The sequence below is a fragment of the Paenibacillus sp. MAHUQ-63 genome (genome assembly GCF_028765165.1).
In the GTDB taxonomy this organism is placed as follows: Bacteria; Bacillota; Bacilli; order Paenibacillales; family NBRC-103111; genus Paenibacillus_E.
The window spans coordinates 12759-24851 of record NZ_JARADB010000006.1; the positions used below are offsets into that span (position 1 = coordinate 12759).

The 12093-nt window shown below is 51.7% G+C and carries 13 protein-coding genes; all 13 read left to right on the top strand.

What is annotated here, in order from left to right; genetic code table 11:
• Position 1: 1 nt before the first annotated feature.
• Positions 2 to 610, top strand: coding sequence for an imidazoleglycerol-phosphate dehydratase HisB (gene hisB, locus PUT07_RS27670; protein ID WP_274472278.1), 609 nt, complete (start codon positions 2 to 4; stop codon positions 608 to 610).
• A gap of 2 nt (positions 611 to 612) precedes the next feature.
• Positions 613 to 1218 carry an imidazole glycerol phosphate synthase subunit HisH gene (gene hisH / locus PUT07_RS27675; RefSeq protein WP_274472022.1) on the top strand — a complete coding sequence of 202 codons (606 nt, stop codon included), beginning with the start codon at positions 613 to 615 and terminating at the stop codon, positions 1216 to 1218.
• Between the two features lie 73 nt (positions 1219 to 1291).
• A complete protein-coding gene (gene hisF, locus PUT07_RS27680) occupies positions 1292 to 2050 on the top strand; it encodes an imidazole glycerol phosphate synthase subunit HisF (protein ID WP_274472023.1) in 759 nt (252 codons plus the stop codon).
• Complete coding sequence (gene hisIE, locus PUT07_RS27685; RefSeq protein ID WP_274472024.1) at positions 2047 to 2703, top strand: bifunctional phosphoribosyl-AMP cyclohydrolase/phosphoribosyl-ATP diphosphatase HisIE; 657 nt, start codon at positions 2047 to 2049, stop codon at positions 2701 to 2703. The genes hisF and hisIE overlap by 4 nt, the downstream gene beginning before the upstream one ends.
• 25 nt (positions 2704 to 2728) lie before the next feature.
• A complete protein-coding gene (gene hisJ, locus PUT07_RS27690; RefSeq protein ID WP_274472025.1) occupies positions 2729 to 3535 on the top strand; it encodes a histidinol-phosphatase HisJ in 807 nt (268 codons plus the stop codon).
• Between the two features lie 76 nt (positions 3536 to 3611).
• Entirely contained in the window at positions 3612 to 4562 is a 951-nt protein-coding gene (locus PUT07_RS27695; protein ID WP_274472026.1) for a ribose-phosphate diphosphokinase, read from the top strand.
• 126 nt (positions 4563 to 4688) lie between these two features.
• Positions 4689 to 6425: a tetratricopeptide repeat protein gene (locus PUT07_RS27700; protein ID WP_274472027.1), complete on the top strand. Its 1737-nt coding sequence runs from the start codon at positions 4689 to 4691 to the stop codon at positions 6423 to 6425.
• 97 nt (positions 6426 to 6522) lie between these two features.
• On the top strand, positions 6523 to 7470 hold the full coding sequence (trxB, locus tag PUT07_RS27705) for a thioredoxin-disulfide reductase (RefSeq protein WP_274472028.1): 948 nt from the start codon (positions 6523 to 6525) through the stop codon (positions 7468 to 7470).
• A gap of 155 nt (positions 7471 to 7625) precedes the next feature.
• Positions 7626 to 8573, top strand: a complete 948-nt coding sequence (locus PUT07_RS27710; protein WP_274472029.1) for an ROK family glucokinase — start codon at positions 7626 to 7628, stop codon at positions 8571 to 8573.
• Between the two features lie 77 nt (positions 8574 to 8650).
• A complete protein-coding gene (rapZ, locus tag PUT07_RS27715; protein WP_274472030.1) occupies positions 8651 to 9538 on the top strand; it encodes an RNase adapter RapZ in 888 nt (295 codons plus the stop codon).
• Between the two features lie 29 nt (positions 9539 to 9567).
• Positions 9568 to 10551, top strand: coding sequence for a gluconeogenesis factor YvcK family protein (locus tag PUT07_RS27720; RefSeq protein WP_274472031.1), 984 nt, complete (start codon positions 9568 to 9570; stop codon positions 10549 to 10551).
• A 5-nt stretch (positions 10552 to 10556) separates the two neighbouring features.
• Positions 10557 to 11504: a DNA-binding protein WhiA gene (gene whiA, locus PUT07_RS27725; RefSeq protein ID WP_274472032.1), complete on the top strand. Its 948-nt coding sequence runs from the start codon at positions 10557 to 10559 to the stop codon at positions 11502 to 11504.
• Positions 11505 to 11636: 132 nt separating this feature from the next.
• On the top strand, positions 11637 to 11906 hold the full coding sequence (locus tag PUT07_RS27730; RefSeq protein ID WP_028555561.1) for an HPr family phosphocarrier protein: 270 nt from the start codon (positions 11637 to 11639) through the stop codon (positions 11904 to 11906).
• The last annotated feature ends 187 nt before the right edge of the window (positions 11907 to 12093 follow it).

Genomic DNA, 12093 nt, shown 5'->3' on the forward strand with positions numbered 1-12093 from the left:
AATGGCTGAACAGGACAATGCAAGAGTGCGCTCGGCGAGCGTAGCCCGCAAGACGAATGAGACGGACATCAAGCTATCGTTCCAAGTGGATGGAACAGGAATTTCGGAGATTGCGACGGATGTTCCCTTCTTGAACCATATGCTCGATTTATTCACGAAGCATGGCCATTTCGACTTGAAGGTCGATGCCAAGGGCGATATTGAAATCGACGATCATCACACCGTTGAAGATATCGGCATTTGCCTGGGACAGACGCTGCGCGAGGCGCTTGGCGACAAGAGAGGCATCAAACGTTATGCGAACGTGTTCGTGCCGATGGATGAGGCGCTGGCACAGGTTGCGATCGATATCAGCAACCGTCCGCATTTCGAATACCGCGCGCAATATCCAACCGCTAACGTAGGCAGCTTCGAAACGCAGCTTGTGCATGAGTTCTTGTGGAAGCTGGCGCTGGAAGCACGCATTACGCTTCATGTTATCGTTCATTACGGTCAGAACACACATCATATGATCGAAGCGGTGTTCAAAGCGTTAGGCCGTGCTATCGATGAAGCGACAACGATTGATCCTCGCGTGCAGGGGGTTCCTTCGACGAAGGGAGTGCTGTAGTCATGATCGCCATTATTGATTATGGAATGGGCAATTTACATAGCGTCAGCAAGGCGGTTGAACGCCTTGGCTATGAAGCGGTGGTGACCGGCGATGCCGAGCAGATTCTGGCTGCCCAAGGGGCGATTCTTCCGGGTGTCGGCGCATTCGGCGATGCGATGGACCAGCTGCGCGAGTCGGGACTGAATGAGGTTGTCCTGCGTTACGCGGAGTCCGGCAAACCGCTCCTCGGCATCTGCCTCGGCATGCAGCTGCTGTTCACTTCCGGCGAGGAGCATGGCAACCACGAAGGGCTGGGCCTGCTGCCCGGTTCCGTTGTGCGTTTCCGCGGTGACTATAAAGTACCGCACATGGGGTGGAACAAGCTGAGCTATCGGCACAGCGAGAGCCCGATTTTCCAAGGTGTTGAAGAGGGGCACGTATACTTCGTGCACTCCTACCATGCGAAGCCGGAGCGCGAGAGCGATTTGCTTGCGGTCACCGACTATCACCAGCCGGTGACGGCGATTGTCGGACGCGACAACGTATACGGCATGCAGTTTCACCCCGAGAAGAGCGGGGAGATCGGCATGCAGCTGTTGAGAAATTTCCTGGCTCTCTGCCAGTAAGGGGCATGACCGGCGAATGCGCCGCTTCCCCTCCTGAATGGCCGGGCTTGCAAGTTAACTAGGAGGTGCCATCATGTTAGCCAAAAGAATTATTCCTTGCCTCGACGTCAAGGACGGCCGGGTCGTCAAAGGCGTGAACTTCGTGAATTTGCGCGATGCGGGCGATCCGGTGGAACTGGCGGCGATTTACGATAAAGAAGGTGCGGACGAACTCGTATTCCTCGACATTTCGGCTTCGGTCGAAGGCCGTGCGACGATGGTGGAGGTTGTCCGCCAAACGGCGGGGGAGATTACGATTCCGTTCACTGTCGGAGGCGGCATCTCCAGCGTGGACGATATGAAACGCCTGCTGCGTGCAGGAGCGGATAAGATCGGCATCAACACGGCGGCGGTGCGTAATCCGCAGCTCGTCTCCGATGGTGCGCGCAAGTTCGGTTCCCAATGTATCGTCGTCGCCATTGACGCCAAGTACAATGCGGAGTGGGGCGAATGGGAAGTGTTCACGCACGGCGGGCGCAATGCGACAGGCATGAAGACGCTGGAGTGGGCGAAGCGCATGGAAGAGCTCGGTGCAGGCGAAATATTGCTGACCAGCATGGATGCGGACGGCACGAAGGACGGCTTCGATCTGAAGCTGACGCGCGCTGTTTCCGAGCTGTTGACCATTCCGGTGATTGCTTCCGGCGGAGCGGGCCGAACGGAGCACTTCTACGATGTGTTCACGGAAGGCAAAGCCGATGCCGGGCTGGCGGCGACGATTTTTCATTACAAAGAGCTTTCGATTCAAGGGGTCAAGGCTGACCTGAAAGATAAAGGGGTTGAAATCCGATGACATTTTCACTGGAACAGATTAAATATGACGCGCACGGACTTGTGCCTGCCATCGTGCAGGACGCGGTCAGCAAAGAAGTGCTCATGCTCGCCTATATGAACGGCGAATCCTTGCAGCGCACGATACAGACGGGCGATACTTGGTTCTGGAGCCGCTCCCGCGGAGAGCTGTGGAACAAAGGGGCAACCTCCGGTCACACGCAGAAGGTCAAAGCGCTGCGCTATGATTGCGACGCGGACACGCTGCTCGTACTTGTAGAGCAAACGGGACCTGCCTGCCACAATGGCACGTACACCTGCTTCACGCAAAGCATTCCGGTGGAAGGCGCTGCGCAAGAATGTACGGAGCCGGCAGTCTCCGGAGATCGTTTCGCCATCCTTGGGGAGCTTGAGACGGTCATTGCCTCGCGCGACGCGGAGCGTCCGGAAGGGGCGTATACGACTTACCTTTTCGAGAAAGGTGTCGACAAGATCCTCAAAAAAGTGGGCGAAGAAACGGCTGAAGTCATTATCGCCGCCAAAAATAAAGACAACGACGAGCTTCGTTATGAAGCCAGTGATCTCATTTTCCATTTAATGGTACTTCTGCGCAATAATAAACTGCCTTTGGATGAAATTATGAGAGAGCTTAGAAAACGGCATGTCCAAAAATAAATAAGACGACCTGGAGTGATTCACGATGTTGATTGATTACCATACACATCATGTGCGCTGCGGTCATGCCTCCGGGGAGCTGGAGGAGTACGTCAAACGCGGCATCGAGATCGGGCTCACGCAATTAGGGCTTTCGGATCATATGCCGCTTTTGCATGTGGATCCGCAGACGTATTGGCCGGAGATGGCTATGCCGATGGAGGAGCTGCCCCGCTATGTCGAGGAGTGCCTGCATCTGAAAGAAAAATATAAGGACCAAATCGATATACGCGTCGGTCTTGAAGGCGATTATATCGAGGGCTATGAGAAAGAGATCGAGGCGATTATCAAGGCGTATCCTTGGGATTATGTGATCGGATCGGTTCATTTTCTGGGTGAGTGGGACATTTCGGACTTCCGGCAAATTGCAGGCTGGGAAGGCAAGGATATTTATGAGGTTTATATCCAATACTACGAGGCAGTGAAGAAAGCGGTTCGTACCGGCTTCTATGATTATATCGGTCATATCGACATGATCAAGCGGTTCGGCTATGTGCCGGATCGCGACACATGGGAGCTCGAGAAAGCGGCATTAGATACGGTGAAGGCATGCGGCCTTGCCATCGAGCTTAATGCATCGGGCCTTCGTCACCCCTGTAAAGAAATGTTTCCCAGCCGCCGTATGCTCGAATACTGCCAGAAGGTGGGAATTCCCGTAACGCTGGGATCGGACGCCCATCAGCCGGAGCGGTTGGCCCAATATTTGGATGAAGCGAGATCGCTGCTCAAAATGATCGGATTTAACGAAATAGCCACATTTCATGCACGAAATCGACATCTTGTGACTTTTTAAATTCGACACCTTTCATGTATAATGAGTAGGGCGTGAACAATTTTATTTAATGAACCTTCGGAGGTAACCATTAACCATGCATAGCGACAATGTTAAAATTTTTTCCGGATCTTCGAATCCGAAGCTTGCGGAACGTATCTGTAAAGAGCTCGGCCAGCCGCTTGGACAAATTAAACTATCCCGTTTCAAAAGCGGAGAAATCTACTGCCTTTACGAAGAGACAATTCGTAACTGCGACGTATTCCTGGTGCAAACCTTTTCCCATCCGATCAATGAACATATGATGGAACTTCTGGTCATGATGGATGCGGCAAAAAGAGCTTCTGCAAGAACGATCAACCTTGTCATCCCTTACTATGGTTACTCTCGTCAAGAACGCAAAGCCGCTCCGCGCGAGCCTATTTCCGCTAAACTTGTAGCCGACTTGTTCAGTGCGGCAGGCGCCAACCGTGTTGTTACGATTGACCTGCATGCGCCGGCCATCCAAGGCTTCTTCAATATTCCAGTCGATCACCTGACGGCTCTTGATGTCATCAGTGATTGCATCAAAAAGAAAAATTTGCATAACCCGATCATCGTTTCTCCGGATGCAGGCCGTGCTACGACTGCGGAGAAAATGGCCAACATCCTCGATGCGCCGTTCGCGATGATGATCAAGAAGCGCCCTGAGCACAACGAGTCCGTTATTACTCACGTAATCGGCGACGTTGTAGGCCGCACGCCGATCATTATCGAGGATTTGATCGATACGGGAACGACGATTGTCAACGTTGTGGAGAGCTTGAAAGAGAGAGGCGCGCTGGACGTTTATATTTGCGCGACGCACCCTGTCTTCTCCGGACCTGCTCTGCAGCGCTTGGATCACCCGAACATTAAGGAAGTTATCATTACGGATTCCATCGCGATTCCGGAAGGCCATTCGGATAAATTCAATGTGCTTTCCGTAGCGCCGCTCTTGTCCGATGCCATCCGCATCATTAATGACGGCGGTTCCTTGTCCTCCCTGTTCAAATACGGCGGCGTGTAGGCCCGATCTATCCGCTGTCCAAGCACGTTTTATAAAAGTAAGATCTTACCTTGGGATTATGTTTTTGGCTTCCCGGCGATCTATGGTATAATTTGAATGTAATCAAATTGCCGGGGGTGTCTTGCTATGGAAAAGATTAAGCGTGTGTCCGAAGCGCCAAAACCAAAAGTGATTTCAATTAACATGGATGCCGCATTCTTTTTCGAGAGAGCGGTTCAATCTTTGGATCGGTTTCATTATGATAAGGCATTGAAATATTTCCGGCGGGCTGCAGAGTACGAGCAGGATAATCCTGTGAATCACTGCAACCTTGCGGGAGTTCTCTCCGAAATGGGCAATTATGACGAGTCGAACCAAATTTTGCAGCATATCCTTGATACGATCGATCCCGAGATGACGGAATGTCACTTTTATATGGCGAACAACTATGCCAATATGGAAAATTTCGAGCAGGCAGAACAAGCATTGGTTCGGTATTTGGAGACTGATCCTACGGGACAGTTCATGGAAGAATCCGAAGAGATGATGGAAATGCTGAGCTACGAGCTTGAACGCCCCGCCCCTCTCACTAGCATCAAGAGTCGAGAAGGGCTCTTCGAGCATGATAAGGCCCGCGCCCTCCTGGAGGAGGGGAAGTTCGCCGAAGCCGTGAGGCAGCTGGAGAAGCTGGTTGAGAATCAACCGGAGTTCACTGCCGCGCGGAACAACTTGGCACTGGCTTATTATTACATGGGTCAGTTCGAGAAAGCGATGGAAACGATTCATGCTGTACTCGAAATCGATCATGGCAATTTGCATGCCCTGTGCAACATGGCCATTTTCCACCAGCATTTCGGCAATAAGCGGGAGCTGGCGGAGCTTACGGACCTCTTATGCAAGACGTATCCGTATCAGCAGGATCATGTGTTCAAGCTCGCTACGACGATGGGCATTCTTTCGCAGCATGAGAAAGCGTACCATCTGTTCAGGCGTCTGCTGAAAGCGGGGGACGGTACGGCCGATCCTTGCCTGTATCATTACGCCGCTGTGGCTGCCTGCCACATTGGCCGGTTCGATGAAGCATACCGGTATTGGAAGCAAGCACATAAGCTGGATCCCGGCGCGGAAATCTCCAAATTTTATTTGGAGCAGCTGCGTACGCGCGAGAAGGTGGAAGGCCCGCTGACATGGAGCTACCATTACCATCTGCCCTTCGAAGAGCAGTTCCGCGTGCTGGAGAAATCGGCGCAGGGCATACCGGACCAACTGAAGAAAGATCCGCTTGTCCGCTCGTCCTTCTTCTGGGCGCTGCGCCACGGGGATATCGAAACGAAGCTTCAGGTCATTCAAGCTTTCGGTTTGATCGCCGACAACGAGGTGAAGGATGCCTTGCAGGACTTCATTCTGGACCGGGATGAAGATGACTACTTGAAGAAGGTTGCCATCTTCGTGCTGCGCAGCATGGGGATCCGGGAGTCTATCCCGGCTTATCTCGAGAATCAGGAGATTATGGTGGAGGCCTCGCCTTATTCGCCGCATTTGCCCGTCTGGGATGTGAAATGGCAGAACGTCATGGAGATGGCGCTCTCTCATATGCATAAGCGGTATGATATGGTGCAACAGTATGATTTGGAGATTCTATGGGTGGAGTTTCTGACGAAGCTGTATCCGTCCGTGCCGAAGATTCAGAAGTCCGAGGGTTGGGCGGCTGCGTTGGAATATTTGATCGCCAAGATGCATCGCCGCGCGATTTCGTATCAAGAAGTTTCGACGCGCTATGGCGTGACCGTTTCGACGGTGAGCCGGAATGTGAAACTCATTGACGATACTTGCGGTTTACGCGAGAAGATGGAAGCGATCTTCAACAAATTCACAAGTATTTGATCGCTTGGTCATGCCGTGACGCATGACCGGCTTTCATACATATAGGTATGCTTATTACAGATAGCTTTCCAATGGAGAGCATTTAGGAGGGAAACATATGTACAAAGCAGTCGTTGTAGGAACAGGACCATCCGGATTAACAGCAGCCATTTATTTAGCTCGCGCCAACCTGAGCCCCCTTGTCATCGAAGGACCGGAGCCAGGCGGCCAATTGACCACGACAACCGAAGTGGAGAATTTCCCGGGCTTCCCTGAAGGGATCATGGGGCCTGAACTGATGGAAAACATGCGCAAGCAAGCGGAACGCTTCGGCGCTGAATTCAAAACGGGCTGGGTGAACTCCGTAGAGTTGACGAACCGTCCGTTCAAATTGCAAGTGGAGGGCTTGGGTGAAGTCGAGACGGAAACGTTGATCATTTCAACAGGCGCTTCGGCCAAATTGCTCGGCATCGGCAACGAGAAAGAGAATATCGGACGCGGCGTAAGCACATGCGCAACCTGCGACGGTTTCTTCTTCCGCGGCAAAAAGATCATCGTTGTGGGCGGCGGAGACTCCGCGATGGAAGAGGCGAACTTCTTGACTCGCTTCGCTTCCGAGGTACGTCTGGTGCATCGTCGCGATGAACTTCGCGCCTCCAAGATCATGCAGGATCGCGCTCGCGGCAACGAGAAGGTGAAATGGGCGCTGAACAATACGCCGATTGAGGTAGTTTCCGGCGAGAAGGGCGTAACCGGCCTGAAAGTGAAAAATAACGTTACCGGTGAAGAGGAAATCATCGAAACGGACGGCATTTTCGTAGCGATCGGCCATACGCCGAATACGAAGTTCCTGGGCGGACAAATCGAAACGGACGAACAAGGCTACATTAAGGTGAAGCCGGGGACGACCGAGACGAATATTCCCGGCGTGTTCGCATGCGGCGACGTGCAGGATACGAAGTACCGTCAAGCGATCACAGCGGCAGGCAGCGGATGTGCGGCAGCGCTGGAAGCTGAGAAATTCCTGGAAGGCCACATCGTACACGATTGGAGCCAATCGCTGTAAGACTTTGTACAGCAAACGTGGGAGGCTATGCTTTCCACGTTTTCTTATTTCCTCGGGAAATAGATGAATCTTGACCTGTCTACAGCCTTGTCTTATAGTTGAAAAAGGAGCTTATGCCCGAAAATTTTAAAGATTATTCATGAGGTGACCTTGCAATGTCAAATCAGATTTATATCGGTGTAGATTTAGGCGGTACCAATATTAAAGTCGGTATCTGCGACGAGCAGGGGAAACTGCTGCAAACGTTAGAAGGCCCAACAGGTGCGGAGAACGGTGCGGAGGCTGTTATCGAGCGTATTGCGCAGCAAGTGCGCCAAATTGTCGAAGAATCTCCGTTTGAGTGGGAGCAAGTGGCGGGAATTGGCGCGGGCTTGGCTGGATTCATGGATATTCCGGAAGGTTTCGTCAAATTTTCTCCCAATTTGCAATGGCATAACGTCCCTGCCAAGAAAATGTTGGAGACGCTTCTAGGCAAAACGGTAAAAATCGACAACGACGCGAATGTGGCAGCGCTTGGCGAAGCATGGGCCGGTGCTGGCGCAGGCATTCCGAACTTGGTTTGCTATACGCTTGGAACGGGTGTTGGCGGCGGTATCATTATTAACGGCAAAATCTATCAAGGCGCTGCCGGCATGGCTGGCGAGCTCGGTCATATGTCCGTTGTGCCGGATATCGAAGCTATTCAATGCGGATGCGGACAAATGGGCTGTCTCGAGACGGTATCCTCCGCAACAGGCATCGTGCGCATGGCCAAAGAAGCGGTAGAGCGCGGCGAGCGCACATCTCTTGCGCTGCATGAGAAGATTGAAGCCAAGCATGTATTCGATGCGGCGAAAAGCGGCGACGAAGTAGCCCTGCGCATCGTGAACCGCGCGGCTTATTATCTCGGACGCTCCATGGCGGCTATGGCTGTCGTCATTAATCCGAAGAGGTTCATTATCGGCGGAGGCGTATCCAAGGCAGGAGAGATTCTGTTCCAGCCGATTCGCGACACATTTAAGAAATTTACGCCGGAAACAGCGGCAGAGGGTGTTGAGATCGTTGCGGCAACACTTGGCAACGATGCAGGCGTCGTAGGCGCTGCCGGTCTGAATTTACGTTAGACATACATGCAGGGGTTCGCATGGCTAATGCGGGTACGTGTTAGCCTGCGAAAGCACTCCAAAGGAAGGTGTCGTTCATGGAAGAAAACCACCCTTTAGCGAAGCTGGTCATTATTACGGGGATGTCGGGTGCGGGGAAGACGATTGCCGTGCAAAGTCTCGAGGATCTCGGATTTTTTTGCGTAGATAACTTGCCGCCTGTGCTCATTCCTAAGTTCGCTGAGTTAATCGTGCAGTCGATGGGGAAGATCGGCAAAGTCGCACTGGTGATTGATTTGCGGGGGCGTGAATTTTTCACTGCACTTCAGGAGTCGCTTCGCTATATTCGCGAGAATTACACGCTCAGCTATGAGATTCTTTTCCTGGACGCTACCGACGCAACGCTCGTGCAGCGCTACAAGGAGAGCCGTCGTCGTCACCCGCTGGCACCCGAAGGGGCGCCGCTTGAAGGGATCGGGCTTGAGCGCAAGCTGCTCGAGGAACTGAAGGGTCTGGCTACGCAGGTGATCGATACAAGCTCATTGAAGCCGGTCCAGCTGAAAGAAAGAATTATTTCCCGGTTCACCAATTTGGAAACGAACCGCATATCTATAAATGTAATCTCCTTCGGCTTTAAATACGGTGTACCGATTGACGCTGACTTAATCTTCGATGTTCGCTTCCTGCCCAACCCCCACTATGTGGAACAGCTACGCCCGCAGACAGGCCAAGATCCCGATGTGTACGACTACGTCATGAAATGGTCGGAGACGCAAGAATTCCTAACCAAGCTGCTTGATATGTTGAACTTCTTGATGCCGCAATACAAGAAAGAAGGCAAAAGCCAGGTTGTAGTTGGCATAGGCTGTACAGGAGGCAAGCATCGTTCTGTGGCGATTACCGAGTACCTCGGAAAAGTGCTGGGGAACAGCGAGACGGAAGCCGTGCGATTGAGTCACCGAGATGCCGAACGGGACCGCGTCTAAGCATCTTACGATTAAGGAGTGAAAGAAATTTGAAATATGATAAAACACAGCGCACTCCCAGAATAGTCGTAATTGGCGGCGGTACAGGTCTCTCGGTAATGCTTAGAGGATTGAAGGAGAAGCCGGTCGATATCACAGCCATCGTAACGGTGGCTGATGACGGCGGGAGTTCAGGCATTCTTCGCAATGAGATGCAGATGCCGCCCCCGGGCGACATTCGAAACGTGTTAACCTCTCTGGCTGATGTGGAACCGCTGCTATCGCTCATGCTGCAATATCGATTTCAGGTGGGAACTGGATTAGCAGGCCATAGTCTGGGAAATCTAATCTTAGCGGCCTTAACCGACATTACCGGTGATTTCGTCACGGCCGTTCAGGAGATGAACCGGGTGTTCGCCGTACGCGGCAGGGTCATCCCGGCTTCCAACCAGGCGATCGTGTTGAAAGCCATTATGGAAGATGGTACTTTAGTCGTAGGGGAATCGAAAATTCCGAAGGCTGAAGGGCGCATCAAGCGCGTATTCATCGAACCCGCCAACGTAACGCCTTTGGCGGATGCGGTGCAAGCGATCCGCGATGCGGATGCGATCCTCTGCGGCCCGGGCAGTTTGTACACCAGCTTGCTGCCGAACCTGCTCGTGCCGGGAATTGCCGAGGAAATTGTCAAATCGAAAGCCGTGAAGCTGTTCATATGCAATGTGATGACACAGCCCGGTGAAACCGATGACTACTCGGTAAGCGATCATCTCGATGCGATCTATGATCATCTCAAGCAGCATTTGTTTGATTATGTGATCGTCAACAATGGGGAGATTCCTCCGCAGGTGCAGGCACGATATGCCGAGAAAGGCTCGAAAGCGGTTCATTTGGACCTCGATGAGGTGACGAAGAGAGGGTATCAGGTTATTGCCGACCGGCTCGTGCTGTTCCGCACCTATCTTCGTCATGATGCAGAGAAATTGAGTGACCATATTTATCAGCTTGTCGAAAGCTGGATGTTAAGGAAGAAGTGAGTCTCATGTCCTTCGCGGCAACAACCAAAAAAGAATTGACCCTTATAACGGAATCGGAAGCCTGCTGCGAGAAAGCGGAGCTATCGGCTCTTATTCGAATGAATGGAGCTGTTCAGCTGACGAACCAACGCGTTGTGCTCGATGTATCCACCGAGAATGCGGCTATCGCCAGAAGGATCTATTCGTTAATCAAGAAGACGTACAAACTGCACACCGAGCTGCTGGTGCGGAAGAAAATGCGTCTGAAGAAGAATAACGTGTACATCGTTCGGGTGCCCGGTCAAGTCCAGGAGCTGCTTAGCGATCTGAAGATCGTTTCCGAAGGGTTTATTTTCACCACAGGCATCAACAAAGAGATTATCAAGGGCAATTGCTGCAAGCGCGCTTATTTGCGCGGGGCTTTCATGGCCGGCGGTTCGGTGAACAACCCCGAAGGGTCGTCGTATCACCTCGAAATCGCCTCGATTTATGAGGAGCATTGCAAAGCGCTTGTCCATTTGGCCAACAAGTTCGATCTCAATGCCCGCTTTATCGAACGTAAGAAGGGGTTCGTCCTGTATATCAAGGAAGGCGAGAAAATTATCGAGTTTCTAAGCATCATAGGGGCGCACCAAGCCTTGCTGCGCTTCGAGGATGTCCGGATTATGAAGGATATGAGGAACTCGGTGAACCGGATCGTCAACTGTGAAACAGCGAACCTGAACAAGACGATCGGCGCGGCGGTCAGACAGATCGAGAACATCCGTCTTCTCCAGAGAGAAGTCGGACTTGAGAGCTTGCCTGAGAAGCTCCGAGAGGTGGCCGAGATCAGGCTTCAGCATCCCGATCTGAATCTCAAGGAAGTCGGCGACATGCTGAAGGGCAACGTCAGCAAATCCGGAGTCAATCATCGTCTGCGAAAAATTGACGAATTGGCCGAAAAACAGCGAAATTCCAAGCTTTTGAGCTACTGAAGCGCAACTAAAGAAGTTTTTCTCATTTTTTCTAGTGTACTTCAGGGAAAAATGCTATAATGTTATAACAAGGAATAGCACTGTTATCAGTAGTAAATTCATATAAGCTCCACACTAGGGGGAATTAGTTCCATGTCCAGACGTCCAGTCGTTGTGAAGTTGAGAACAGGACTTCATGCCAGACCTGCGGCATTGTTTGTTCAAGAGGCGAATAAGTTTTCATCCGAGATCTTTGTTGAGAAAGATGAAAAGAAAGTGAATGCCAAAAGCATCATGGGTATTATGAGTCTTGCGATCAGTACAGGGACCGAAGTCTTCATAAGTGCAGAAGGTTCGGACGCAGAGCAGGCTGTAAACGCTTTAGTCACATTAGTCAGCAAGGAAGAGTTGGAAAACCAATAAATCCTTCAAAAGCTTCCTCTCGAGGAGGCTTTTTTGCCGGCAACCGTGAGATCTAGCGGATTCAATCAAGAAGTGTCAAACTTGTTAACTTTTACGGGAAAGTAGCAACCTTTTTCTCTTGGCAGCGTCTAATGAACGTGGTCGATGAAGGAAAGGGCTATTTGCCATTTTCAAATTTATGCATACA